General features: G+C 60.4%; 19 protein-coding genes. 8 read left to right on the top strand and 11 right to left on the bottom strand.

The window, feature by feature from the left end:
* Positions 1 to 67: 67 nt before the first annotated feature.
* The 8 genes from ACQCSV_RS01175 to dnaA all read right to left on the bottom strand — a co-directional run bounded on the left by ACQCSV_RS01175 (position 68) and on the right by dnaA (position 11,818).
* Complete coding sequence (locus ACQCSV_RS01175) at positions 68 to 739, bottom strand: DUF3566 domain-containing protein (RefSeq protein WP_426939016.1); 672 nt, start codon at positions 737 to 739, stop codon at positions 68 to 70.
* Positions 736 to 3,414, bottom strand: a complete 2,679-nt coding sequence (gyrA, locus tag ACQCSV_RS01170; protein WP_426939015.1) for a DNA gyrase subunit A — start codon at positions 3,412 to 3,414, stop codon at positions 736 to 738. The genes ACQCSV_RS01175 and gyrA overlap by 4 nt, the downstream gene beginning before the upstream one ends.
* Before the next feature lie 59 nt (positions 3,415 to 3,473).
* Positions 3,474 to 5,564, bottom strand: a complete 2,091-nt coding sequence (gene gyrB, locus ACQCSV_RS01165; protein ID WP_354155914.1) for a DNA topoisomerase (ATP-hydrolyzing) subunit B — start codon at positions 5,562 to 5,564, stop codon at positions 3,474 to 3,476.
* Positions 5,565 to 5,938: 374 nt separating this feature from the next.
* Positions 5,939 to 6,496 carry a DciA family protein gene (locus ACQCSV_RS01160; RefSeq protein ID WP_354155913.1) on the bottom strand — a complete coding sequence of 186 codons (558 nt, stop codon included), beginning with the start codon at positions 6,494 to 6,496 and terminating at the stop codon, positions 5,939 to 5,941.
* On the bottom strand, positions 6,489 to 7,691 hold the full coding sequence (gene recF, locus ACQCSV_RS01155) for a DNA replication/repair protein RecF (protein ID WP_354223814.1): 1,203 nt from the start codon (positions 7,689 to 7,691) through the stop codon (positions 6,489 to 6,491). Before recF ends, ACQCSV_RS01160 begins: the two co-directional genes overlap by 8 nt.
* Before the next feature lie 45 nt (positions 7,692 to 7,736).
* Positions 7,737 to 8,621 (bottom strand): phosphogluconate dehydrogenase (NAD(+)-dependent, decarboxylating), encoded by an 885-nt coding sequence (gene gnd, locus ACQCSV_RS01150; protein ID WP_354223812.1) that lies wholly within the window; start codon positions 8,619 to 8,621, stop codon positions 7,737 to 7,739.
* Positions 8,622 to 8,743: 122 nt separating this feature from the next.
* Entirely contained in the window at positions 8,744 to 9,868 is a 1,125-nt protein-coding gene (gene dnaN / locus ACQCSV_RS01145; RefSeq protein WP_354155910.1) for a DNA polymerase III subunit beta, read from the bottom strand.
* Between the two features lie 528 nt (positions 9,869 to 10,396).
* Positions 10,397 to 11,818 carry a chromosomal replication initiator protein DnaA gene (dnaA, locus tag ACQCSV_RS01140; RefSeq protein WP_185262049.1) on the bottom strand — a complete coding sequence of 474 codons (1,422 nt, stop codon included), beginning with the start codon at positions 11,816 to 11,818 and terminating at the stop codon, positions 10,397 to 10,399.
* Between the two features lie 468 nt (positions 11,819 to 12,286).
* On the opposite strand from dnaA, the gene rpmH reads away from it, so the two are divergent.
* The 8 genes from rpmH to ACQCSV_RS01100 all read left to right on the top strand — a co-directional run bounded on the left by rpmH (position 12,287) and on the right by ACQCSV_RS01100 (position 18,023).
* Positions 12,287 to 12,424: a 50S ribosomal protein L34 gene (rpmH, locus tag ACQCSV_RS01135; protein ID WP_003800212.1), complete on the top strand. Its 138-nt coding sequence runs from the start codon at positions 12,287 to 12,289 to the stop codon at positions 12,422 to 12,424.
* A gap of 39 nt (positions 12,425 to 12,463) precedes the next feature.
* Positions 12,464 to 12,874: a ribonuclease P protein component gene (gene rnpA, locus ACQCSV_RS01130; RefSeq protein ID WP_354155909.1), complete on the top strand. Its 411-nt coding sequence runs from the start codon at positions 12,464 to 12,466 to the stop codon at positions 12,872 to 12,874.
* The gene (gene yidD, locus ACQCSV_RS01125; RefSeq protein WP_354155908.1) at positions 12,867 to 13,262 is read left to right on the top strand and encodes a membrane protein insertion efficiency factor YidD; all 396 of its coding nucleotides are present in this window, start codon (positions 12,867 to 12,869) and stop codon (positions 13,260 to 13,262) included. The genes rnpA and yidD overlap by 8 nt, the downstream gene beginning before the upstream one ends.
* A gap of 16 nt (positions 13,263 to 13,278) precedes the next feature.
* Positions 13,279 to 14,253 (top strand): membrane protein insertase YidC, encoded by a 975-nt coding sequence (gene yidC, locus ACQCSV_RS01120; protein ID WP_354155907.1) that lies wholly within the window; start codon positions 13,279 to 13,281, stop codon positions 14,251 to 14,253.
* Positions 14,253 to 14,819, top strand: a complete 567-nt coding sequence (locus ACQCSV_RS01115; RefSeq protein WP_354155906.1) for a R3H domain-containing nucleic acid-binding protein — start codon at positions 14,253 to 14,255, stop codon at positions 14,817 to 14,819. The genes yidC and ACQCSV_RS01115 overlap by 1 nt, the downstream gene beginning before the upstream one ends.
* A gap of 20 nt (positions 14,820 to 14,839) precedes the next feature.
* Complete coding sequence (rsmG, locus tag ACQCSV_RS01110) at positions 14,840 to 15,490, top strand: 16S rRNA (guanine(527)-N(7))-methyltransferase RsmG (protein ID WP_354155905.1); 651 nt, start codon at positions 14,840 to 14,842, stop codon at positions 15,488 to 15,490.
* Positions 15,491 to 15,576: 86 nt separating this feature from the next.
* On the top strand, positions 15,577 to 16,644 hold the full coding sequence (locus ACQCSV_RS01105) for a ParA family protein (protein WP_354223809.1): 1,068 nt from the start codon (positions 15,577 to 15,579) through the stop codon (positions 16,642 to 16,644).
* Positions 16,645 to 16,709: 65 nt separating this feature from the next.
* A complete protein-coding gene (locus ACQCSV_RS01100; protein ID WP_354155903.1) occupies positions 16,710 to 18,023 on the top strand; it encodes a ParB/RepB/Spo0J family partition protein in 1,314 nt (437 codons plus the stop codon).
* A 5,101-nt stretch (positions 18,024 to 23,124) separates the two neighbouring features.
* Here ACQCSV_RS01100 and trxA read toward each other — a convergent pair.
* The 3 genes from trxA to ACQCSV_RS01085 all read right to left on the bottom strand — a co-directional run bounded on the left by trxA (position 23,125) and on the right by ACQCSV_RS01085 (position 26,273).
* Positions 23,125 to 23,451: a thioredoxin gene (trxA, locus tag ACQCSV_RS01095; protein WP_354156262.1), complete on the bottom strand. Its 327-nt coding sequence runs from the start codon at positions 23,449 to 23,451 to the stop codon at positions 23,125 to 23,127.
* A 37-nt stretch (positions 23,452 to 23,488) separates the two neighbouring features.
* Positions 23,489 to 24,445, bottom strand: coding sequence for a thioredoxin-disulfide reductase (gene trxB / locus ACQCSV_RS01090; RefSeq protein ID WP_354156263.1), 957 nt, complete (start codon positions 24,443 to 24,445; stop codon positions 23,489 to 23,491).
* A gap of 247 nt (positions 24,446 to 24,692) precedes the next feature.
* A complete protein-coding gene (locus ACQCSV_RS01085) occupies positions 24,693 to 26,273 on the bottom strand; it encodes an ABC transporter substrate-binding protein (protein WP_426939014.1) in 1,581 nt (526 codons plus the stop codon).
* Positions 26,274 to 26,316: the final 43 nt, after the last annotated feature.

Genomic DNA, 26,316 nt, shown 5'->3' with positions numbered 1-26,316 from the left:
AGCACATCCCGGCCCGATCTCAAATCGAGGCATTTCGCCGGAGAATTTCCGGTGAAAATATGGGTTTTCAGTCGTCCGTAAGGGTGACGCCGATGCCGCCAACGAGCGTTGCGGAGATGTTGTAAAGCACCGCTGAGAGCATCGACAGCGCCGTTAGCAGGACAACGTTCACCACGGCGATGATCGTAGCAAAAGAGGCCACCTGGCCCAGAGATGCGACCTTCTTCAGTTCAAACCCGCCGCCTTCGGAACCTGCCAGGGTGCCCAGGAGGCTGTCCACCTGGTCAAAGATTCCGGTGAGGTCCAGGACCGTCCAGAGGACGATCGCGGCCACGACAGTGACGATTCCCAGCGCCACCGACAGGAGGAATGCCATCTTCAGGACCGACCAGGGATCCACCTTGCTCACCAGCAGCCGTGCACGCCTGACCTTGGCCTTGGGTGCAGGTTTGACCAGGCCGGGCTGGCCCTGCGGAGACCGGCCCGCCACTGGGCGATGGCTGGTCTGTGCTCCCGGAGGCCTGCCCTGCCCGGCACGCTGGCCGTTCTGGCCTGCCGGAACCCGATCCTGCGCAGGGCGCTGGCCGGGAACGGCGGGACGCTGGCCCGGCGCACCGGTAGGAGCCGCTGGGCGCTGCTGCGGACGGACGGGGTTGTTCACCCGTGGGGCGGCCGCGGGCGGCGGCGTGCCGCCGGGGACATTGCTGCTCGGTTTGGGATATGAGTCGGGATTACTCACTCGTTACCTCCGGTGTAGTCTTCGTTCGGCTCAGCGTCGCCGGAGGCGTGCTCTGACTCAACATCCGGTGATGTTTCTGCTGTTGATGCTGACCCTCCGGATCCTTCGGCGGACCCGGCCTCATCAGCCAACGTTACGTCATCGTCCGCGGATTCTTCGCCCTCGAGGCCGCGTTCGCTGTTCCTGGCCACCTCAATGATGCGGTCATTCTTATCCGGCTTGGCGAAGATAACGCCCATGGTGTCGCGGCCCTTGGCAGGTACGCCGGCCACCGATGAACGGACAACCTTGCCGCCTTCCATGACCACCAGGACTTCGTCCTCTTCCTGGACAATCAGGGCACCCACGAGGTGGCCCCGCTCCTCCTGGTACTTGCCCACCTTGATGCCGAGGCCGCCGCGGCCTTGCAAGCGGTATTCTTCCACCGCGGTGCGTTTGGCGTACCCGCCCTCAGTGACGACAAAGACAAAGGATCCGTCCGTGACGACGTCGGCCGCCAGCAGTTCATCGTCCTCGCGGAACTTCATCCCGGTGACACCGGACGTGGCCCGGCCCATGGGACGCAGGGCATCGTCGGTGGCGGTGAAGCGGATGGACTGTCCCATGCGGGACACCAGCATGAGGTCATCCGTTTCGGAGACCAGTTGGGCGGATACCAGTTCGTCCTCGTCGCGCAGGTTAATCGCGATGACACCGGCGGAACGGTTGGTGTCGTAGTCCTCCAAGCGGGTCTTCTTGACCAGTCCGCGTTTGGTGGCCAGCACCAGGTAAGGAGCCTGCTGGTAGTCCCTGATGTCCAGGACCTGGGCGATGTGTTCGTCCGGCTGGAAAGCCATCAGGTTGGCTACGTGCTGGCCCTTGGCATCACGGCCGGCCTCCACCAGTTCATAGGCCTTCGCCCGGTATACCCGGCCAAGATTGGTGAAGAACAGGAGCCAGTGGTGCGTGGTGGTCACGAAGAAGTGCTCCACTACGTCGTCACCTCGGAGCTGGGCGCCCTTGATGCCCTTGCCGCCGCGCTGCTGCGACCGGTAGTTGTCGCTGCGTGTGCGCTTGACGTAACCGCCGCGGGTGATGGTGACAACCATTTCCTCTTCGGGGATCAGGTCCTCCATGGACATATCCCCGTCGAAGCCCATCAGGATCTTGGTCCGGCGGTCATCGCCGTGCTTGGCCACGATCTCGCCCAACTCGCTGCTGATGATGTCGCGTTGGCGTTCCTCGGAGGCAAGGATCGAGTTGTACTCGGCGATCAGGGCCTCGAGTTCGGAATGGCGGTCCTGGATTTTCTGGCGTTCCAGGGCTGCAAGGCGGCGCAACTGCATGTCCAGGATGGCCCGGGCCTGAAGTTCGTCGATGTCCAGCAGCTGCATCAGTCCGTCGCGCGCGGCTTCGGTGGTGTTGGACGCACGGATGAGTGCAATGACTTCGTCAAGGGCGTCCAGGGCCTTCAGGAGGGCACGCAGGATGTGCGCCTCTTCTTCGGCCTTGCGCAGGCGGTAGCGGGTGCGGCGCGCAATAACGTCCAGCTGGTGCGTTACCCAGTGGCGGATGAAGGCGTCCAGGCTCAGCGTGCGCGGAACCCCGTCCACGATGGCCAGCATGTTGGCGGAGAAGTTGCTCTGCAGCTCTGTGTGCTTGTAGAGGTTGTTCAGCACCACCTTGGCCACGGCGTCGCGCTTGAGCACAATGACCAGCCGTTGGCCGGTGCGGCCTGAGGTCTCGTCGCGGAGGTCCGCGATGCCGGAGATCTTCCCATCCTTGACCAGTTCGGCGATCTTGATGGCCAGGTTGTCCGGGTTGGCCTGGTACGGCAGTTCGGTGACAACCAGGCACGTCCTGCCCTGGAGTTCCTCAACGTTGACCACGGCGCGCATGGTGACAGATCCGCGGCCTGTCCGGTACGCGTCCTCAATGCCCCTGTGGCCGAGAATGGTGGCGCCGGTCGGGAAATCGGGTCCCTTAATACGGAGCAGCAGCTCTTCGAGTAGTTCTTCGCGGCTGGCCGTCGGGTGGGCCAGGTACCACTGGACGCCGTCAGCCACCTCGCGGAGGTTGTGCGGCGGAATGTTAGTGGCCATGCCCACGGCAATGCCGGAGGAACCGTTGACCAGCAGGTTGGGGAAACGCGCCGGCAGGATGGTGGGTTCCTGGTTTTTGCCGTCGTAGTTGTCCTGGAAGTCGACGGTTTCCTCATCGATGTCCCGGACCATCTCCATGGCCAGCTGGGACATTTTGGTTTCGGTGTATCGCGGGGCAGCGGCACCGTCATTGCCGGGCGAACCGAAGTTGCCTTGGCCCAGGGCCAGCGGGTACCGCATGGTCCAGTCCTGGATCAGGCGGACCAGCGCATCGTAGATCGCGGTGTCGCCGTGGGGATGGTACTGGCCCATGACCTCGCCCACCACACGGGCGCATTTGTTGAATGACCGTTCCGGCCGGTAGCCACCATCGAACATCGCGTACAGCACGCGGCGGTGAACGGGTTTGAGGCCATCTCGCACGTCGGGAAGGGCGCGGCCCACAATAACGGCCATGGCGTAGTCCAGGTACGATCGCTGCATTTCCGTCTGCAGGTCCACCTGCTCCACACGGTCAACCAGCACATCGCCTTCTAGAACGGTTTCCGGAAGATCGGCGGATTCCGCCGGGTTCTCGGGTGTCTCGTCACTCATCGTTTATATTTTCCGTTTCAGGTATATGTCGGACTTGGAATATCTACTCGGTGAACCGGTCAGATATCCAGGAACCTGACGTCCTTGGCGTTCTGCTGGATGAAGTTTCGGCGGGACTCCACGTCTTCGCCCATCAGTGTGGAGAAGGTCTGGTCCGCTGCAAGGGCATCGTCCATGGTGACTTGCAGGAGGGTTCGGTGGTCCGGGTCCATGGTGGTGTCCCACAGCTCGGTGTAGTCCATCTCGCCCAGGCCCTTGTAGCGCTGGATGCCGTTGTCCTTCGGAATACGGCGGCCGGCGGCCTGCCCGGACAGGAGCTTGGCATCGCGCTGCTTGTCGCTGAAGACGTAGTCGTGCGGCGCGTTGGACCACTTGATCCGGTACAGCGGGGGCTGCGCCAGGTAAACGTAGCCGTTTTCGATCAGCGGACGCATGTAGCGGAACAGCAGCGTCATGAGCAGCGTGGTGATGTGCTGGCCGTCAACGTCAGCATCGGCCATCAGCACAATCTTGTGGTACCGGAGCTTGCTGAGGTCGAAGTCCTCGCCGATGCCGGTGCCGAAGGCAGTGATCATGGACTGGACCTCGGTGTTGCCCAGGGCCTTGTCGAGCCGGGCCCGCTCCACATTCAGGATCTTGCCGCGCAGTGGCAGGATGGCCTGGGTTTCAGGATTGCGTCCGCGCTTGGCGGAACCACCGGCGGAGTCGCCCTCCACGATGTATACCTCGCAGCGGGCGGGATCCTTAGAGGAACAGTCGGACAGCTTTCCGGGCATCCCGAAAGACTCCAGCGGGCTTTTGCGGCGCGCATTGTCCCGGGCCTTCCGGGCAGCCATCCGCGCCTGAGCCGCGGAAATGGCCTTGCGGATGACGTCGCGGGCGGGGCCGGGGTTGCGTTCCAGCCAGTCGCCCAGGCCGTCGGTGACAACTCGCTGGACGAAACCCTTGACCTCGGAGTTGCCGAGCTTGGTCTTGGTCTGGCCCTCGAACTGCGGCTCGGCCAGCTTCACGGAGATGACCGCTGTAAGTCCTTCACGGATATCGTCACCGGTGAGGTTGTCATCCTTTTCCTTGATGATGCTCTTCTCCCGCGCGTAGCGGTTGATGAGGGAGGTCATCGCGGCGCGGAATCCTTCTTCGTGCGTGCCGCCTTCGTGGGTGTTGATGGTGTTGGCATAGGTGTGGACGCTCTCGGAATACGCGTTGGTCCACTGCATCGCCATTTCCAGTGCGATGTGCCGTTCCGTGTCCTCGGTTTCGAAGGAAATGACGTCCTCGTGGACAACATCAACCTTTTTGCCCGAGTTCAGGTGCTTCACATAGTCCAGCAGGCCGTCGTCGTACTGGTACACAACGGTGCGGTGTTCGGCGGTGACTTCACCTTCGGTGACCACAGCATCAAGGTCAAGGTCCTCATCGGCGTCCCCGTGCGCCGCTGCGGTGCGCTCGTCCGTAAGGGTGATCCGCAGGCCCTTGTTCAGGAAGGCCATCTGCTGGAAGCGGGCGCGGAGCGTCTCGAAATCAAATTCCGTGGATTCGAAGATGCCAGCGTCTGGGTAAAAAGTCTGGGTGGTGCCGGTCGTCGCGGACTCTTCGCCCCGGACCAGACCTCCCTGGGGCTTGCCGCCGTCGGCGAACGACATCCGCCAGACATTGCCCTGCCGCCGGACTTCGGTGTCCACCCTGCTGGAGAGCGCGTTCACCACGGAAATACCCACGCCATGGAGTCCGCCCGAGACTGCGTAACCGCCGCCACCGAATTTGCCGCCGGCGTGCAGGATGGTCATAACAACTTCAACAGTGGGCTTGTGCTCGGTGGGGTGCATGTCCACGGGGATTCCGCGGCCATCATCAACAACTTTGACGCCGCCGTCGGCCTGCAGGACTATTTCGATGTGCGTACAATACCCGGCCAGCGCCTCATCAACAGAGTTGTCCACCACTTCATAGACCAGGTGGTGCAGGCCACGCGGCCCGGTGGAACCGATGTACATGCCCGGGCGCTTCCGGACGGCTTCGAGGCCCTCAAGTACGGTGATGTCACTTGCACCGTATTCCCGGGGTGTCACGGTCTCCGCCGGCGTGTCGGGGGTAGGTACGTCCTCCGCTGCGCGTTCCACTGCCTGGGTATCTGTATTGTCGTTAGCCACAGGTGCTGTCGACTCCTCTTTTTCGATGATGGCCGGCGGCGGCCTTCCTTGGGAAAGCATCCGCCAACAGGCACAAGCTGATGGCACTGACGGATACATCGACGTGCGGGACCGAAGTCCGCCTGCGGGGAGCGTGCGGAAAACGGACTCAGTCAACGTTTCACCGGCGCCCAGTTATCTGCTGTGATTCTATCGTGAAATGAGCCGCAAACCCGCATTCCAGCAGGCGTCGCGGGACCCGGATATGCCTGTGCGAGGCCATTGATCCAGCCCTGGGCGCCCTCGAGGTCCCGCCTCCGGGTGCCTATACGCTCCGTGGTCGTTAGACCGCCCTACACGCCGCCGGACGAATATTCAAGAGCCGACGGCGGCTGCTAGCCGTAAGTATCCCGCGGCCCGCGGCCGTTGACGGTACGTCCACCCTTGCGCCAGGTGGGTGCCGCCGGTCCCAGCACCTGGATGCTGGTGACCACGCCATCGCCCAGTTCCGTGCGGAATTTCTCCAGCAGGCTGTTACTCAACAGCCGCAGCTGCGTGGACCAGGCCGTCGAGTCGCAGCGCACGTGAAGGGTGGTATCGGTGAAACTCTCCGGGGTGCAGTGAGCTGAAATCTCCGGGCCAACCAGCGTGGCCCACTCCGCCATGACCGACCCCACCGCTACCGGCGAGCTCCAGCCTCGTTCGGCCACTAAGCGTCCCACCACTTTGCCGAGCCCCAACGGATCCCGGCCGGTGGAGTGGAACTGGCGGAAACCTCGCGTATCCCGGATCCCACCCTTTGTTTTAGCGGCGCCGGCCCTCGGGGGTGCCTTGCGACGGATTTCACCGCGCGCTGCCGCAGCCTCCCGCATGCGGTTCAGCGCAGCCTGCGGGGCATCGATGTTGTCAGGATCCCTGCCGGGCTGCAGCCCGCTCTTTTCATCCTTATTCAACGATTCCTCCCGGAATGACCTTCACCCGCCGGCCGGAGAGCTCCTCCGGGATATCGGCGTCGACGGCGGCGGTCACCAGGACCTGTTCCGCGCCGGAGACTATTGCGGCCAGTTTACGCCGGCGCTGTACATCCAGCTCGGCGAAAACGTCATCGAGGATGAGGATCGGGGCAGACCCGCCGGTCCTGGCGTCATCGAGCATGACGTAGTACGAGGCAAGGCGAAGGGAGAGGCACATGGACCAGGTCTCGCCATGCGAGGCATATCCCTTGGCAGGCGCTTCGCCCAGGACCAGTTCCAGCTCATCCCGGTGCGGCCCCACCAAGGAGATTCCGCGGTCAAGTTCCTTGCGGCGGGATGCTGCAAAGGCCTGAATATAGCGTCCGGTGAGGTCCTCAACGGTCAGGTCCCGCAGATCTTCGGCAGCTACGCACCCTTCCACCATCAGACTGCCGCCGGCACCCGGTGCCGCGCCGCCGTCGTCGTCCATCAGGTTTTGCAGTGTGGAACGGTAGATGGCGTTGGCTTCCTTGGAGCCGTCCGTGAGCTGCGCATACGCCTTGGCTAGGTGCGGGCGCAGCAGGTCAACCAGTTCCAGCCGTGCGTGCAGCAGCTCGGCACCCGCCCGGGCCATGTGCTGGTCCCAGACATCGAGGGTGGCCTCATGTCCGGCAGTGAACTTTCCGGCGCGCGCGGATTTGAGCAGGGCGTTGCGCTGCTTCAGGACACGGTCGTAGTCCGTTCGCGTCGCCGAATGGCGGGGCACTAGGCTGACCAGCAGCTCGTCGAGGAATCGGCGGCGGTTGGCCGGATCTCCCTTGATCAATGCCAGGTCCTCGGGCGCGAAAAGCACGGTCTGGCAGATTCCGAGGAGGTCCCTGGCCCGGACTGGATTGCTTCGGTTGATGCGCCCCCGGTTGGCGCGGCTGGCGTTGATCTCAAGTTCCAGGACCGTGGTCTGTTCGCCCCGGACCAGGCGGGCACGGACCAGCGCGCGGTCCGTGCCGAACCGCAGCAGCGGGGCATCGGAACTCACCCGGTGCGAGCTGAGCGTGGCCAGGTACCCGATGGCTTCCATGAGGTTGGTTTTGCCGATGCCGTTTGCCCCGACGAGCACGGTGACACCCGGTTCGAGGGGTAGGTCAACCTGGGCGTAGCTGCGGAAGTCAGTGAGCGAAAGGTGTTCTAGGTACACGCGGTGTTCGACAATTCTCGGAACCGGCGGGTCCCGGGGTGGATGTTATTTGGCGGGGCGGGCGGGATGCCCGCCGAACTGGTGGCGCAACGCTGAAACCATCTTCATTGCCGGCGAGTTTTCTTCGCGGGAGGAAAAGCGCGCAAAGAGTGCAGCAGTGATGGCCGGTGCAGGAACAGCGTTGGCGATGGCTTCCTCAACGGTCCAGCGGCCCTCACCCGAATCCTCGACGTAGTCATCGATGGATTCCAGCCCTGGGTCCTCGTCCAGCGCCTTGACCATGAGGTCCAGCAGCCAGGACCGGACCACGGTGCCCTTCTGCCAAGCGCGGAACGTACCGGGCAAGTCGTCAATAATGTCCTTGGCGGCCAACAATTCGTAGCCTTCGGCGTAGGCCTGCATCAGGCCGTATTCGATGCCGTTATGGACCATCTTCGCGTAGTGTCCTGCACCGATTCCGCCGACATGGACAAAGCTGTCCGCCCGCTCGCCTTCGGGACGCAGGACATCAAAAACCGGCAGTGCCCGTCCTATATCGGCGGCATCGCCGCCGGCCATTAGTCCGTACCCGTTTTTGAGACCCCACACTCCACCGGAAACACCGCAGTCGGCGAAACGGATGCCCTTCTCAGCCAGCGCGGCACCATGTTTCTGGTCTTCCGTGAAGCGGGAGTTGCCGCCGTCGATAACCAGGTCGCCGGCGTCGAGCTTGTCCCCGAGCTCGCTGATGACCGCATCGGTGATGTCGCCTGACGGAACCATGACCCAGATCAGCCGCGGGGCCGGAACGGCCGCAATCAGTGCATCCACGGAGGCAGCATCAGTAACCTCCGGGTTGCGATCAAAGCCGGTGACCTCGATGCCGCCCGCGCGCAGGCGTTCGCGCATGTTGAAACCCATCTTGCCAAGGCCGATCAGTCCGATGTGCACGGGAGTCTCATTTCTGCAGTGGGTGTCGGTTGTCGTTTTGGGGCCCAGAACGACAACGTCTGCCTGGACCCACGCCGCCAGGGTTCCCTGGCCGAGCTTGCGAGGCGAGGGGGCGGTGGGGACTAGTTGGGGAGGCGTACTGGCATGACCAGGTATCGATAGTCGTCCTGGTCCTCACCGTCAGCGTCTGCCTGGGCCGTGATCATGGCGGGCTTCGGCGCAGTGGTGAAGGAGAATCTGACGTACTTCGTTTCAATGACGGCAAGGCCCTCCACCAGGTAGTGCGGGTTGAATGCGACCGTGATGTCATCACCGGAGAGCTGTGCTTCGAGCTCTTCGGAAGCTTGGGCATCTTCGCCGGTGCCGGCGTCCAGATGCAGCAGTCCTTGGGTGAAGGCGAGGCGAACCGGTGTGTTGCGTTCGGCCACGAGCGACACACGTCGGACGGCTTCCACAAGTTCCTGCGTCTGGACGGTTGCGTGAATCGGCGTGGAATCCGGGAAAAGCGAACGGATCTTGGGGTAATCGCCGTCGACGAGCAGAGACGTAGTGGTGCGGCCGCCGCTTTCGAAGCCGATCAGGCGGCTGTCATCGTCAGCAAGGGCAAGGTTGATGTCGCCGCTGCCGCCAAGGGTCTTGGCCACTTCGTTCAGGGTTTTTGCCTTGACCAGGGCACTGGTGGAAATTCCCGGTGTGGTGGGCTTCCACGGCACTTCGCGCATGGCCAGACGGTAGCGGTCAGTGGCCAGGAGCGTGATGAGGTCATCCTCGATCTCCATGCGGACGCCGGTGAGGATGGGGAGGGTGTCGTCCTTACTGGCCGCAATGATGACCTGGGACACGGCCTGGGCAAAAGCGTCACCCGGGACGGTACCGCTGATGGCGGGCAAGGCAGGCAGGGGCGGGTATTCAGCCTCGGGCATGGTGGCCAGGTGGAAGCTGCTTCGGCGGCAGGTCAGTGTGACTTTGCTGCCATCGGTTTCCACAACGACAGGAGCGGATGGAAGGCTTCGGCAAATGTCCGCCAGGAGGCGTCCGGAAACGAGGATGGTTCCCTCGGCGGTGATGTCCGCCGGAATTTCCAACCGTGCGGAGGTTTCGTAGTCAAAGCTCGAGAGGCTGACCGTGCCGGCTTCAGCCTTCAGGAGCAGGCCCGACAGCACTGGAACCGGCGGCCGCGGAGACAACGACCGGGCTGTCCAGGTGACGGCTTCTGCCAGGACGTCCCGTTCGACTCTGAACTTCACGGAAGGGTGCCGCCTTTCATTGCTGCTGCCTTGTTTGAACCGGAAACTCCATAGGGAGCCCAAAAATGGGGGCGCCCCAACACACGGAACCTGCATGGTTCTTCGATTGCTGAACCACTAAGAAACCCGAGGATGGGAGCGCTGCTGACAGCTTAGCTGGAAGAGCGCTGATTAACCCATCCCCGGACTGGACGACTGGGGTCCTAAGGCCCTCGGGCCTGGGACGGTTCGGAGTGCGCATCGAGGTTGTTATTTGAGGGAAATCAATTTCTTGGGATTAGTAGTGTTAATAACTGCTGTGGATACTGTGGATAACTCGATCCGGCCGCAGGATCCAGCGGTCAATGCCTGTTCATGGATTGTGGGCGAAGCGGGTTTTAAACAGGCTGTGGATGGGGATAACAATTTTTGGGTTTTGGCTGATCCACAGGCGCCTTAAGGGTTTTAAGCCCATTAAGCGTGGTTGTCCCCTTAACTATCCACAGGGTTATCCACATGCACCTGTTAATAAGGTATAGAGGCGACGGCTCAGGAGTTGCGCTGCTGTTGCTTGATCCTGTTGGTGAGTTCGGTGACCTGGTTGTAGATCACACGACGCTCCGCCATCAGCTCACGGATCTTGCGGTCGGCGTGGATCACTGTGGTGTGGTCGCGGCCGCCGAGCTCCTGGCCGATCTTCGGCAGGGACATGTCCGTGAGTTCGCGGCACAGGTACATGGCGATCTGCCGGGCGGTCACCAGCGTGCGCGTCCGTGACTTGCTGCAGAGTTCTTCCATGCTGAGCTTGAAGTACTCGGCTGTCTGGATCAGGATCTGGCTCGATGTGATTTCCTGGGCACCGTCGTCGGTGATGAGATCCTTCAAGACCATTTCGGCCAATGCCACATCGACCGGCTGGCGGTTCAGGCTGGCGAATGCCGTGACCCGGATCAGTGCGCCTTCGAGTTCGCGGATATTGCTGGAGATCTTGGAGGCGATGTATTCCAGGGCATCGTCCGGGGCGGAAAGGCCTTCACTGAGGGCCTTCTTCCGCAGGATGGCGATCCGGGTCTCGAGTTCGGGCGGCTGGATGTCGGTGAGCAGGCCCCACTCAAAGCGGGACTTCATCCGGTCCTCGAACCCTGCCAGCTGTTTGGGGGGCAGGTCCGAGGTGATGACCACCTGTTTGTTGTTGTTGTGCAGTGAGTTGAACGTGTGGAAGAACTCCTCCAGCGTCCGGTCCTTGCCGGCCAGGAACTGGATGTCGTCGATCAGCAGCACGTCCACGTTGCGGTACGTGGTCTTGAAGCTGGCACCTTCGTCGTCGCGGATGGAGTTAATAAAGTCGTTGGTGAACTCTTCGGAGTTCACGTACCGGACCCGGATTCCGCTGTACAGGCGGCGGGCGTAGTGGCCGATCGCATGTAAGAGGTGGGTCTTGCCCAGTCCGGAATCACCGTAGATGAACAGCGGGTTGTAGGCCTTGGCGGGCGCTTCGGCCACCGCCACGGCGGCTGCATGGGCAAAGCGGTTGGACGAGCCGATCACGAAGGTATCGAAGACGTACTTGGGGTTCAGCCGGCCGAATTCGTGCGAAGTACTCGGCAGCATCGGCTGCGGCTTCTGTTCGATCAGCTGGTCTGGTGAGTAGGAAGGTTCGACGACGGGTTCCGGCTCTTTGTGGATCGGCACCAGGTCGGTGTCCACGTCGATTGCGCAGCGGATGTCCTCGGAAAAGACGTTGTGGAGGGCATCGTCCAGGGCGTCCTTGACCTGTGTCTGGAGGACTTCGCGGGTCAGTTCGTTGGGCACTGCCACCAGGAGTGTGGATCCGATCAGGCCCTGCGCCTGCGCCAGGATGACAAAGCCCCGCTGCCGTGGCGATACGCGGTCGTCCTGCTCAAGCAGGCTCACAACCCGACGCCAGGAACTTCCGACAGTATTGGCGTGGTTGGCTTCGTCTACTGTCATCAATCAGTTCCTCAAACTTGCGTGCCTGCATTACGTGCAGCCCCAAGTCCCGAACCAGGATGCTGGTTCAGCTTCATCCACAGGTTTATGCACAGTCCGTGGATAATCGGCCACTGAGTCACTCTAGGGGATCAAAAGGCCAGAAGATAGCTGGGAAGTAGCTTGTGGATAATTACACCGTTGTGGTTCGAAAACAGGGCCTGTGAGCCACTTCATCCACAGGCTGTGGGGTCAGGTTAACCACAGCCTGGACCAGGGACCCAGGGGTACCCCGGTTTGACTCTGGCAGGCATTTTGCCCTAACGTTGTGAAGTCCTTTGTGTACGCTTTTTGACCTCTTCTGAATCTCTCTGACGCACCGCGTTTGAGCAGCCGGGGGAAGCATGCACATACAAAACTTAGCGTCGGCCAGTTCTTCCCCTTTTACTGATCGGGTGGGCGCACCTTTGATCCACTGGAGTAACTAACGTGAGCAAGCGGACTTTTCAGCCGAATAACCGCCGTCGAGCCAAGAAGCACGGCTTCCGCCTTCGTATGCGTACCCGTGCCGGCCGTGCCATCCTGGCAGCCCGTCGTGGCAAGGGCCGCACCGAACTGTCGGCCTAGATACTGACTCGTCGGTAAACTTTTCTTTGCGAGTTTAAGGTGCTGGCCACCCGTAACCGTTTGAGGACTGCAACCGATTTTTCAACAACCGTACGTTCCGGTGTCCGCAATGGACGCCGGAACGTAGTGTTATATGCGGCAGCTATTGCTGCCGACGAACCCAGCCGGATCGGGTTCATCGTTTCCAAAGGTGTCGGGAACGCTGTGGTCAGGAATCTCGTTAAGAGAAGACTGAGAGAAGCCGGTGCTGCCTCGCTGCGCGAGTACGGTACCGGGTTCGCCATAGTGGTCCGGGCCCTGCCTGCGTCCGCTGTCGCCAGCTGGGATCAACTGCTGGCGGACTACAACGCCGCACTGGAATCAACCATGAGCCGGTTGGACAGCCGCCTTCCGAGGGCTGCTGTAAACGGTTCAACCGGTACAACACAGGAGGGGACACCGCGTGCGTAAGGTAACTGCCGCCGTCGTCCACTACCTCCAGCCGGTTGCTGCCGCTGTGGGCACCTTCCTCTGGAACCTGCCCAGAAACATTCTTATTCTGCTGCTCATGGCCTACCGCAAGGTGATTTCCCCCTTGTATGGCCAGGTTTGCCGCTTCTTTCCTTCCTGCTCGGCGTACGCCCTCGAGGCGATCACTGTCCATGGGGCAGTGAAGGGCAGCTGGCTTGCGGCCCGCCGCCTTGTGCGCTGCCATCCGTGGAATGCCGGTGGTGTGGACCATGTCCCCGCCGGCCACCGCCACTGGCCCGAACACCGGACCCCCACAATTGTTGTGCTGAACAACCCGGACAAGTACCTGGCTGCTCAGACTGATGGAGAAGGCCGCCTTGCGGCCTGACGAATAGGGATATCGTATGGACTTCTTTGGAACAATAATGGCCCCGTTCAAGTGGCTGGTTTCCATCATCATGATCGGATTCCACGATGGCCTGAGCACCATTGGCCTGCCTGCCGCCAATGGCTGGACCTGGACGCTGTCCATCATCGGGCTGGTGCTGGTGATCCGCGCCGCCCTGATCCCGGTCTTCGTCAAGCAGATCAAGGCCCAGCGCGGTATGCAGCTGCTGCAGCCGGACCTGAAGAAACTTCAGGACAAGTACAAGGGCAAGACCGACCAGCTCTCCCGCCAGGCCATGGCGCAGGAGCAGATGGCCATGTACAAGAAGCACGGCACCAACCCCTTCTCGGCTTGCCTGCCCATGCTGATCCAGATGCCGTTCTTCTTTGCGCTGTTCCAGGTGCTCTCCGGCATTACGGCTGCACGCCAGACGGGCATCGGGATAGGGGCGATGAGCCACGAACAAGTGGTGCAGTTCGACGAATCCAGCATTTTCGGCGCCCCACTGTCAGCATCCCTGTTGCATGGCGGAGGCGGCGACCAAGTGGTTGTTTGGGTCCTGTCTATCGTGATGATCCTGGCCATGACGGCCTCGCAGTTCATCACCCAGAAGCAGATCATGGCCAAGAACATGTCCGAAGAGGCCATGGCCAGCCCGTTCATGCGCCAGCAGAAAATGATGCTCTACATCCTGCCACTGGTGTTCGGTGTGGGTGGCATTAACTTCCCCATCGGCGTGCTCATCTACTGGACCACCACCAACCTCTGGACCATGGGGCAGCAGTTCTTTGTCATCCGCCGCATGCCGACGCCGGGATCCCCTGCCGCCAAGGCACTTGCCGAACGCCGGGCTGCCAAGGGCCTGCCGGCCCTGCCTATTCTGGGCGGGAAGAAGGCCGACGCCGAAGCGGAGGCAGCAGCCGCAGCCGCGGCCATCGAGCTAAAGGGACAGCGCGTCCAGCCACAGCGCAAGAACAGGAAGAAGAAGTAATGTCAGCCGAGAGCACCGAACACGCCCTTTCCGACGAGATCATTGACGATCAGGACGAATCAGCGACCGACGCCGATGCTTCCCTCAAGGGATCCGCTGCCAGCCGACTCGAAGAGGAAGGCGACGTTGCTGCCGATTACCTGGAGGAGCTGCTGGATATCGCGGACATCGACGGCGACATCGACATCGAAGTCCGGAACGGCCGCACCTACATTTCCATCGTTGCTGAAGAAGAAACCGACAGTCTCGACAGCCTCGTAGGCGAAGACGGCGAAGTCCTGGAAGCTCTTCAGGAACTGACCAGGCTTGCCGTCCTCTCCGCAACGGAGAACCGCTCACGCCTGGTGCTGGACATCAACGGCTACCGCCAGCAGCGCGCCGGCCACCTTCAGAAGATCGCCGAGGACGCGGCAGCGTTGGTCAAGGAGTCCGGCAAAGCCGTGGCACTGGAGCCGATGAGTGCCTACGAACGCAAAATTGTTCACGACGCCGTCGCTGACCTGGGACTCGTCAGCGAGTCCGAGGGCGAAGGCGCCGGGCGTCACATCGTTGTATCCGCAGACTAGAGAATGCTGAACCGCTAATCATGGTTGACATCACGGCAGCAGAATTGCTGGCGGCCGAGAAAATTTTCGGTGACCGCCTGGACCTGGCCAAACGCTATGTAGAGCACCTGGCCACGTCCGGAACGGAACGCGGGCTGATCGGGCCGCGCGAGATACCACGGTTGTGGAGCCGGCACGTCCTCAACTGTGCCGTCATCGAAACCGAAATCGCGCACGGTAGCCATGTTGCCGACGTCGGAAGCGGAGCCGGACTTCCCGGACTCTGCCTCGCCATCGCGCGGCCGGACCTCGAACTGACACTGATCGAGCCGCTGGAACGCCGGGTGATCTGGCTCCAGGAAGTGGTGGACGATCTGGGCTTGACGAACGTCACGGTGATGCGGACCCGCGCTGAACTGGCGGTCGGCATGGTTAACGCTGACGTTGTGACTGCCCGGGCTGTTTCTGCGCTGAGCAACCTGGCCGGCCTGACCATCCCCCTTCTCGCCGGTAAGGGTGAGGTTGTGGCCATTAAGGGACGCAGCGCAGCCGAGGAAATTGAAAAAGCAGCAAAGGTTATCCGGAAGCTCGGTGGCGTCAAGACCTCTGTAGTGACTGTCGGTGAAAGCCTCTTGGAGGAACCCACCACGGTGGTACGGATCGTCGTCAACAAGTCCCGAAAGAACTCCTAGTCCGGGCCCAGTAGCCTTGGTCTGCGGGGCGAAGCGGTTAGGCTAGACAACGGCAGTAAAAGCCGAATGAGAGAGAGTGTGTCCCAGTGACCAGTAGCGAAGCCTCCACACAGCGGATACCCCCGTTTGTGTCTTTGGGGTCAGCACGATCAGTTGCTGGCATGGGTTCCGCGCCGGGACGAGGGCAAAGCCACCCTAATCCGGGTGCAGAAATTGCAACTCTTGCCTCTGTTTCACGTGAAACAACAACGGGTGGTAGGACCAACGTCATGGACACCATGGATGATTCCAGTCCTATCGCCAGGGAGCTCGCGCACGAGACCAGGCGCCGCGAACGGCTGGTTGGCCGTAACCTTCCCAAACCGGAGAAAACACGCATCTTCACGGTGTCCAACCAAAAGGGTGGGGTCGGCAAAACCACCACCACGGTGAACATTGCCGCTGCCTTGGCCGCAGCTGGCCTGAACGTCCTGGTCATTGATATCGATCCCCAGGGCAACGCGTCCACCGCCCTAGGAGTCGAGCACCATGCCGACGTGGACAGCATCTACGATGTCCTGATCAACGATTTCGCTCTTGCCGACGTGGTGGCCCCCTGCCCGGACATTAGTAACCTGATCTGTGCTCCTGCCACCATTCATCTGGCCGGTGCGGAGATTGAGCTTGTCTCGCTGGTGGCACGTGAACAGCGTCTTCGCAGGGCGATCGATGTATATGCCAAGACCCGGGCGAAGAATGGCGAAGAACGCCTCGACTACATTTTCATTGACTGCCCGCCGAGCCTTGGGTTGCTCACGGTTAATGCCTTCTGCGCTGCTGGTGAGGTCCTTATCCCCATTCAGTGCGAGTACTATGCCCTGGAAGGACTGAGCCAGCTCCTTAAGAACATCGAAATGATCCAGAAACACCTGAATGCGGATCTGGTGGTCTCCACAATTCTCCTTACAATGTATGACGGCCGAACCAACCTTGCCGCCCAGGTGGCAGCGGAGGTTCGCCTGCACTTCCCGGAACAGGTCCTGGGTGCTGTAGTCCCCCGCTCGGTGCGGATTTCGGAAGCCCCGAGCTACCAGCAAACAGTCATGACCTACGATCCTTCCTCCAGTGGAGCCCTGTCTTACCTGGAAGCCGCAGCCGAAATCGCTGAACGTTAGAATCTTCAAAAGTGCAACAACCGGAGTCCGGCAAGTTCTGACTCTTCCATCGGAGGGATTTATCCATGAGCGAAAAGCGACGTGGCCTGGGCCGCGGTCTTGGCGCACTCATTCCAAGTTCCGCCGGTAGTGCGTCGGGCAATGGCAGCGCTGTGTCGCGGCCCGTGGATCTCTTCTTTCCGGAAGGCCGTAAGAAAGTCGTTTCCTCAGACGACACCTCCGGGAATGGCGGAGCAGGTTCGGATGCTTCCGCGTCGAATGCGCCGGTTGGGGCCAACGACGTAGCGGTAGTGAAAAAGGCAGCTGCGCCAAAAACGGCCTCCCCCGCTAAACCGTCCGTCAAGTCAGCCGACAAACCGCCGGCCGCGAGAGTTGCGGCCAAGGCTCCTGCGAAAGTTCCGGCCACGAGCCCTGTCGCTGTCTCGGCGGTGGAAGCTGGGACCGCGCCGGTTGAAGACGTGACTGATGTGTCATTATCCGAGGTCCCTGTGTCTGCTGTGCCCGTTCCTGAAGCTACTGAAACAGAGAGCAAGGCGGATAACGGTGTAGATCTTGTGGAAGTCCCCGGCGTGCGTTTTGCCGAAATTTTGGTCACCGACATCCATCCGAACCGGAAACAGCCCCGCTCAGTCTTCGATGAAGATGACATGGCGGAGCTTATCCACTCTGTGCGCGAAATTGGCGTTCTCCAGCCAATTGTGGTTCGTACCTCAACCGAGGAAGGTGGAGAACCGTACGAGCTGGTGATGGGTGAGCGTCGCTGGAGGGCAGTACAGGCGGCCGGGATGGAAACCATCCCCGCCATCGTCCGGGACACCACCGATGATGACCTCCTCAGGGACGCACTACTGGAGAACTTGCACCGCAGCCAGCTGAACCCGCTCGAAGAGGCGGCTGCGTACCAGCAGTTGCTTGAAGACTTCGGGACCACTCACGAGCAGCTTGCGGATCGCATTGGCCGTTCACGTCCCCAGGTTACGAACACGCTGCGCCTGCTGAAGCTTCCACCTCTGGTTCAGCGTCGTGTGGCGGCGAGCGTTCTCTCTGCCGGCCACGCCCGTGCATTGCTGGCCCTCCCGGATGCGGCAGCCATGGAACGCCTCGCCCAGAGGATTGTGGCTGAAGGTATGTCTGTTCGGGCAACCGAAGAAGCCGTCACTCTTTACCAGGATCCTGCGAAGCCCGCGAAGAACAACATCCCCCGTCCGGGAGCCCGCCATGAGCGCCTGGACTACCTGGCATCCTCGCTGTCGGACCGCTTGGACACCAACGTCAAGATTTCTCTGGGTGTCCGCAAGGGGCGCGTCAGTATTGAATTCGCCAGTGTTGAAGACCTGAACCGCATCATGGACGTCCTTGCTCCAGGATCCGAAAACTAGTATTCACCTCTAAAAGAAGGGGCCTGTTTCACGTGAAACAGGCCCCTTCTTCGCGTCTGGAACGATTCCCTTCCTACGTTCTCTGAGTAGATTCTGGTTCCGACCATATCGGGGGAAAATGCAGGGCTGTTCTTCCTGAGCCACACGGTCACATGGAGTATCGCCAGAGATCGCTGGAATGCTGCTGGTGGTGCGACTTGGGTTCGGCACCGTCAGTGGCCATGGACTAACCCGGCTGGTGTCACGCGTTGTGTTTCCGCCGCACCGGCAGTGCCGGAGTCCGGCGGCGTGAGGATTGCTGGCCCACTAGGAGTGTGCGCTGGCCGAAATGCAGCAGGTCTGGGCCGGCGGCTCGCATAATAGCAGCGCCGGGCGGTGTTAACGCCAACCGAAAACAGGACCCAGTATTCCTCCGCAGACGTCTTGCGGCGTGTAATAGTTGAAGGATGCGTCGATGCTGTTGGTTTCTGTTCCGGTGCGACTAGGTTCCCAACCGGCTCATCGGCGATGAGGCTTCATCCCTATCGCTATTGCCAGTCCGTTTCCGCGAGGCAGGAGGGCTCCCCGGTTATCCACGCGTTTGGTGGTCTGAGACGCCGTTGCCTGCTCGGTAGGTTGCTTGGCTCGCTGATCCTGTATGACTGGTGTGCCAAAACGGGGTTCCTCGGACCTGCTATTTGATTCGATGGTCCTTCCTTAAAGGGTACCCGGCGGCGCAGGTGTGGCTGTAGAGGATGGATTTCCCATTGTTTCACGTGAAACACCAGCCGTAGTGGTGCGAGATCGCGTCAGTGACTCTGGCTACGGTAATCCTGGAGGCGCCGCCCAGGATCTCGACTCCTGATCTTGCCGAAGTGTCACCTGATCCACATCTGTGTATCGGGATGGCCTCTCTCTTGTCAGCATGTTTGCGTCGGACAAAGCCGAATCGTCAGTCTGCGCCGACCCCGACACGCCTCGTCTTTGTTTCTCCGGAGAGCCGAGAAGAGATACCCCCACAATGATTGCTGGACGGACCTGGCCTGCGACGATAGTGGTCCACGTGGTTTCACGTGAAACGCCAGACCACGCACATATGCCGTGACTGACTCTGCCCATCCCCCATCCTGATGCCCGACTATCACGAGGGCGTTAGCGACCGAGACTGTCGCATTCTGTCCACTCCTTTCCATACGTTGTGATGCCATAGCACTTCAATGGGCTACCAGCGCGTCGGACTAACTGGGGTTCATGGTGCTTAGCCGACGAAGATCGTAGACTCCGTCTCCAGAAGCCCATCCAGCAGCGGTCTTGGCGGTGACGTGTGCCCACGGAGGAGTACATGCGCTGGGGACCGGCTCGACACAGTCTGGGGCCCTGTTGGCGCGCGGCATGGCGCTCCAGAAGGCCAGCATGGTCACGTAGCCCGGAACCCTTGTCCGATGTCTGTGTTCCATCCTCGGTGGAGATACTGAACAGAATGAATCCCATCGCTGCCAGGTCGCTGATGGAAGAGCGGCCAGTGACATGCCCTGCTCGTGGGGCAGCTCCTAAAGAACCGGCTGAGTGGTGGTGAGGTCCGCGTGATCGGATTAGGTGCATCTGCACAGACAGACATGCCCGAGGAATTCCCCATGCGGCCTGGCGTTGAATGATTCGCGGTGCAGATGACTTACGGCGCAGAATCGAATCTGCGGTGCTGCACAGTACACATCAACTTCAGGAATGTATGTCAGTTCTTTGCGCTACCAAGGGGGTCACCGGCTTCCGCATCCGACGGGTATACCGAGGAATATCGCTGCAAAATTCTTAGCGGTCTGGGCTTCGTCGGGGCATCTCGGCACAGCGGGGTCCCGGAATCTGTTGCTTGACTGTCTCTCCCCCACACGACGCAACCCCGAGGTGGACGGCAACCGCCCGCTTTGGGATTGGACGGCAGAGGAATGAACCTGAGGTTAGGCTGAGTGGTCCGGCCTGATGCAAGCTTGTGGTTGGTTGGACGGTCCGTTCGCGGGGACTCAACGGATCGTGACTTTAGCGGCACCCATTCACCAATGCCACCAATTCAGGCGATTGACGGTCTGAACCTGCATGGGCATGGCCCCCCAAACTGGAGCCACTCTGGCCATGGGCCAAGAAGTCGCACAGAAGGAATGTGCGTTGTGAGCACGCCGTGTATCGTCGGGTGAGAAAGTTTCATCGCAACAAGAGGAAACGCCGTACCATCTCGAGGGCGGCACGGCGTGCATTGCACCGTGGATATCGCTGTGGATAACTTTGTGGAAAGATTGTTCAGTGGCCAGGATCACTGGGAGATTCACCGTACATTAGCGCTTCAAGGAACGACCGGACAGCCGAGGTGTCGTACACCGACTGCGGTTCCGTTTCACGTGAAACATTACCAAGCCCGCGCTCAAGTGTCCTTTTTTCTCGGAAAGAGTCGCAAATTGTTGGATTTTGGTCCTTTATGTCTATACGCGTATGAGTGAGCTCCGCTTCCGTGTTGTTGTTCACTGCCAAGATTCCGATTTGAGCGTGGCCAATGAACTGAAATGCTGACTGAGCTACGCATCGTCCAAATTTGCGGACCGGTGGGTCCGTCTGTGGATATCGATGTGGATAACGCTTGGGGATAACTTCGGTATCAGTGGAATACGCACGCGACGGATAGCCGTGTGGCAGACCTGTTAGCCATACTTCGGATGAAGCCGATGGGGCCTTGTACTGGCTTCAGTGGCAGCTTGCGCAGGTGCCCGCGCGCGGACGGCGAGTGGCAAGTACTGAAACCGACATGCACCCGAGAGGATCGGCCGAGTAGTAGGGTTCGGATGCGCGACACAGCCTGTGTTCCGGGCCTGCGTCTGGTTCCCTGTTCGGTCCCCTACCCTGCCAGGCATTCATCAATTGCGGCCATCTAACCGGGAGCTGTAGCCAGGACACTTTGTATCTCCCGGCAGTAAGTCGCCTCCACAGGTCGATCTTTCCACCGGACTATAGGCGTTGACGCTTAGGAAGCAGGGATTTGCCGAGAGCCTAGGGCCGAGAGCCTAGGCAACGATCGACTAAGGGCGGCCGCGTAGATCGTGTCTCTGTTGGTTTACGCTGAGGGTCCCCACGTCTGCTGAGCGGACTGTGTCGCAGGTAGGGTTATGCTGGTTGTTCCCCGACTTCTCAGCACATTGCGGCACATGTGCGAAGGCTCAGCCGTTGGTGGGCATACAAATGGCCACCAAGACTGTGTAGTTCGGTGGGCTGCAGAGCGCTCGCGTGGGTGGCGGCTATGGTTCTCTCCCAGCCGGCTGCACGGATTTACTTGGGTTCTTCGTGGTTTTGCATGTGTTGACTTCTCATCGGTCGCACGGGTTTTGACATGGATATGGGCAACTCGGCAATTCATTGGTGTGGCCGCCTGGTAGCCTACGTGATGCCTGAGATGGGGTGTCCCATCCAGTGAGCCACGGCATCACTCCGCTGAATTCGTTTCACGTGAAACATCTTGTGGTGACCCGGGCAATTGTGAAGATATGACCAGCGTTGAATGTGTTTCACGTGAAACAGAGAGGCATCGGTTTCGATGCCTGCTGCGCTGACCTTTAGCCTAGGGCGCGTAAAAGATGTCGGGGTAAGGGGGTCATTGATGCGATCACTGCGTTAGGTATGGGATAGGCCTGCGGCCGTGTCGGTTCAGTCGATAGGCAGGCCAGGAGGCGGCGTTCACCCCCGTGCGGATTCTGATTCTTGGCTGGAGGCATCTTAGGAGAGGCAGCGCGAATTCCCAGGTCTAGGGTGCCGCATCCATTCCGTCTGTTTCCGTATAGCGTGGCAGGCCCTCCCCCCGTTGGTCAGGCCTGTTTTGCTGAACTGTTGGTTGCATGTGGCAGGCTGGGCTCGACGGAGACGGACACCTCTGGTTGGAGCGGTTTCGACCGTGTATGAGTTGTCTACGGTCAAGCCAGATAGCAACAGCCACCATGCTCGTGCCCGCGCTGAAGATCTGGCGAGATTGGGCATAGAACACGCCCTTGTAGGCATCACTGCTACTCGTATCCATGGTCTTTTCCAATTTGTCGGCTTCTTCCAATCCGTCAGTGTTGCCTACCAGCAGCCATAGGCCGAATCTCTAACCAGATAGGCCAGGTGGACCATCGTTATGTACCGACGCTTCCCGACGGGGCGGTTGGGAGAATTGGCGTTTGATTCAATCAAAGCGGGAACCAACACTGATGGAGGGTTCAGAATGTGGCCAGGGTGCAGTCGATTGACTCGATATTCCACGTCGCTATCGCTGCCCGGGCAATGGAGGATCGACCCTTCCAGTCCTTTTGCTTGATATTCATCTGAATTAATTTGCCAAACGATCCCTGGTCATTGATTTGGAGGCCGCAGATTCAGTTTTTGAGTTAAGGGGCAAGGTGTTCGCTTCTCCACGAACCCTGATCCATGTGATCAATGGTTGTGGGAGCCGCGCGCAGTCTGGTTTCTATCAGGGAATGGACGCCGGCTGTTGCGGAATCGGACGATGTTTCACGTGAAACGCTTCATGTGGGTCAGGTGTGTTTGGGACCCAGGACTACGAACTATTTGTGGTTTTTGGTGTCTTATATGAATTGTGTTTTTTCCGGGAAAAACAGAAACGCATGCGCTGCTCTCCTGCAGCGTTCACGGATGTTTCACGTGAAACATCCCGGCTTGATGGTGAGGCGTCTCCTCTTGCCCCTGCAATCGAGACGATGTTCCGAATTGACGGGTAGCAGGACTCCATACCACCGCTTTCGCGCTTTGCTCCGAAAAGCAAAAACAGTGGGACTGGTTGGATCCCGAGCTGCAATGTTTCACGTGAAACGAGACAGTCAGGTGCGTCGGACCCTACCGGGGTCATCCTAAGTTCAGCCGACTGGTTAATATCAGCCGCCCGGTCCCCGTACTGATTCGCCAAGGCTCTGAGCTGGGATATAGGAGCACCCGGATCAGTCGGTGAAGTCTGGGAGCAAATAGGTCGCGAATACAACCTTATTGAGTCTCGAATGTATGCACGCCCCAAACGACTGTGGCCACTGCTTCGATGAAGCAGTGGCCACACACTGGTGCTGCCGGCCACGAAGGACCGGGACACCAGAGCAGACTAGGACAGGACGTCCGCAAATTCCTTTTCGAAGAACTGCTTCGGCCTCGCACCGATAACGGTGCTCTTCACCTGGCCGTCCTGGAAAAGGTAGACGGCGGGGATGGATGTAATGCCGTACTCGGCGGCTATCGCCGGGTTGTCATCTACATTGACCTTGACGACGTTAACCTTCTCGCTGTACTCGACCGAGATCTCGTCGAGAATGGGTCCCAGCTTGCGGCATGGTCCGCACCATTCAGCCCAGAAATCCACAATCACTGGCTTCTCGGCGGACAGTACGTCCGCATGGAAACTTGCGTCTGTTACGTCTTTAGCGTTGCTCATAACCCTTGTCTCTCTCTTCGAATGGCGGTTACGCGAATTACGCGTGGAGGTCTGCGAGGAAGTGTTCCACATCGATCGCGGCAACGCATCCGGAACCGGAGGCTGTGATGGCCTGACGGTACGTGGGGTCAACAACATCGCCGGCGGCGAAGACGCCCGCGATGCTGGTCCTGGAACTCCGGCCCTCGACGGCGATGGTGCCGGCCGCCGTGATCTCCAGGGCGTCCTTAACCAGGTCGGTGCGGGGGTCGTTACCGATGGCGACGAAGACGCCGGTGACGGCGAGGTCGGACACGGTGCCGTCCTGCAGGTTCCTGATCTTGAGCCCGGTGACTTTGTCCCCTCCGACGACGTCGTCCACGGAACTGTTCCAGATGAACGAGATCTTGTCATGGGCCATGGCGCGGTCTGCCATGATCTTGGAAGCTTTGAGTGTGTCGCGTCGGTGCACAACGGTGACGGACTTGGCGAACTTGGTCAGGAAGAGGGCTTCTTCCATTGCAGAGTCGCCCCCGCCGATAACTGCAATGTCCTGGTCCTTAAAAAAGAACCCGTCGCAGGTTGCACACCAGCTGACACCGTGTCCGGAAAGGCGCTTTTCGTTCGGGAGGCCGATCTCACGATAAGCGGATCCGGTGGAGAGGATGATCGCCCGCGCTTGGAAGGTCTCGCCGGTGCCGATGGTGACAGTTTTGATGTCACCATCGAGGTCCAGGGCTGTGACGTCCTCGAACTGGATTTCCGTTCCGAACCGGGCTGCCTGCTTCTCGAAGTTCTCCATCAGGTCCGGCCCCATGATGCCCTCGGGGAAGCCCGGGTAATTCTCGACGTCGGTAGTGTTCATCAGTTCGCCGCCTGCGGTGACTGATCCAGCCAGAAGCAAGGGCTTCAGATTGGCACGCGCCGTATAGACAGCGGCCGTGTACCCGGCCGGGCCCGAGCCGACGATGATGACATCACGTACTTCGGACGCGGTGTTTTCTGCGTTGCTCACTGAACGGTGAACCTCTTCCTTAGTCGATGCGCCGGCTTTTGCGGCCGGCCACATGGCACAACTGAATCTTGGTGGTGAATATTCCGGGCGCCGCGCCAACGGAGGAACCATCAGCGGTCATGACACCGTCCACTGGACGGGATGCCCTATCAGATTACCGTCTGAAGACAGCTAAGCCGCGTCTGTTACCGCGGAGCAATGCTCCGGACAGAACAGCCGCGGCTCAACAGGAACGACGCATGTGTCCTTATTGGATCTTGATCTCCGCAAGGCGTATGCCAAAGCCGTAGCGGGTCTTCGGGGCGGCCAGCTTGGGAAGTGTCTTGATGGACACGATTACGTACTGTGCCTCCACCGGTTCGGCCAGCGGCATGGTCAGATCAGATGAAGTGAAGCTGTTGGTACCTACCATCTTGGCGCCGTCCAGTGACGGACGGTCATTGGTGAAGACACTGAGGTTGCCACCCGAGGCTCCGAGCTGAGTCAGGGTGATGGAGGAAACCTTCGCCGGACTCTTCAGCTTGATGAACAATGGGACGCCATCGCTTGCGAGACCACCCCAGCCTTCGGTGGCAAATTCCATGTCCGACCAGTAGCTGGCCACATTGCCATCAAACGCCTTCACCAGATCGACATCGTAGGTGGCTGCGAAGTCAAAATCCCCCTGGCGGGTGATGCTGTCAATGACGGGCGGTACTGCCGGCGGTACTGCCGTTGGTGCAGAGCTCGGGTTGGCGGAGGCCGACCCGGTGGTTGGCTGTGTGGCGCCCGTAGAGTTGGAGGATGGGGCGGCTTGAGAACCCGCTTTAAAGAGACTGCCCAAGTTGGTGACCGCGAAGACGAGCCCTGCAATCAGAACCACGGCAAGCAGGCCGCCCACCAGCCAGCGCATGGAGCGGGGCTCACGCTCGGGCTCGTCGTCGTCGTAATAGTCATCCGTCCCGCCGGAAGGTGGTACTGCCGCCCCAGGAGATATGTTTTGAGCAAGGGACGGAAAGGACCCCGCTGCACGATCGGAGCGCTGGGGCGCTCGGGAGTCCACGGGTTCCTCGTAGTCTGAGTCCTGAGAGCCGGTGGAATAGTCGTCCTCAGACCACAAGGAAACCTTGGGCGTATCGGAGCCCGCACCGGTGCTGGACTCAGCGGATCCGGAAACTGGCTGGTTTTCTGCAGACTGCACTGGTTGCGGCGCAGTGACGTGCTGATGCGCGCCGGTGGCGCCAGCAGCGGTGCCCATTGAGGATACTGCTGCTGTGGCCCCGGTCTTGGCAGACCCCGACGCCGGACGGACTGCCGGGCGGAGCGGCGGCCGCGCAGGAACAACCGGAGGTATACGCGGCGGAACCACCGGCGCCGCAGAGCGGTAGGCGTCAACCTGGCTGGGGTGATTGTCCGCGTAGCTGATGTAACCGGCGTCGATGTTCTCTTCGTCGTCATACGGTTCCGGCTCGTGGGAACGCGCTTGGCCGAAAATTTCGCTGCCCAGCGTATCCGTGAAGAACGGCTCGACGTAAGGGGCGTCGGAGGCAACCACGAGGTCCAGCAGATCTGCCGCGGACGTGTGGTTGGTGATGAGGTACGTGGCGGCTTCGGTGACGCCGAGGTCCAAGACCTGGACATTGCCCGGGCGCTCACCGGTAGCCACCTCGCGGGCGCTCTGGGCCACCTGTTCGGTGTTATCCGGGCCGGCGACCAGAATGCTGACCGGTCGGTTGAGAACCTGGTCCACCCCGTCCAGCACCAGATCCTGGTCGTGTGAGGTCAATACCGTGGCAGTGACCTTGTAGCGGCCGCCAAGTACTGATCCAACGTCGATCGGGTGGGACACGTGTTCCTCCTAGACTGTCCGGGTATGCCGGCGTAGATGATGA

This window comes from Pseudarthrobacter sp. S3 (genome assembly GCF_050156905.1).
Taxonomy (GTDB): domain Bacteria; phylum Actinomycetota; class Actinomycetes; order Actinomycetales; family Micrococcaceae; genus Arthrobacter.
This window is presented reverse-complemented; position numbering and strand designations above follow the sequence as displayed.

Bases quoted from the DNA above. Each gene is read 5' to 3' on its own strand.
- gyrA (WP_426939015.1), bottom strand. From the start codon at position 3,414: ATGAGTGACGAGACACCCGAGAACCCGGCGGAATCCGCCGATCTTCCG.
- dnaA (WP_185262049.1), bottom strand. From the start codon at position 11,818: ATGACAGTAGACGAAGCCAACCACGCCAATACTGTCGGAAGTTCCTGG.
- yidC (WP_354155907.1), top strand. From the start codon at position 13,279: ATGGACTTCTTTGGAACAATAATGGCCCCGTTCAAGTGGCTGGTTTCC.
- ACQCSV_RS01115 (WP_354155906.1), top strand. From the start codon at position 14,253: ATGTCAGCCGAGAGCACCGAACACGCCCTTTCCGACGAGATCATTGAC.
- rsmG (WP_354155905.1), top strand. From the start codon at position 14,840: ATGGTTGACATCACGGCAGCAGAATTGCTGGCGGCCGAGAAAATTTTC.
- ACQCSV_RS01100 (WP_354155903.1), top strand. From the start codon at position 16,710: ATGAGCGAAAAGCGACGTGGCCTGGGCCGCGGTCTTGGCGCACTCATT.
- trxA (WP_354156262.1), bottom strand. From the start codon at position 23,451: ATGAGCAACGCTAAAGACGTAACAGACGCAAGTTTCCATGCGGACGTA.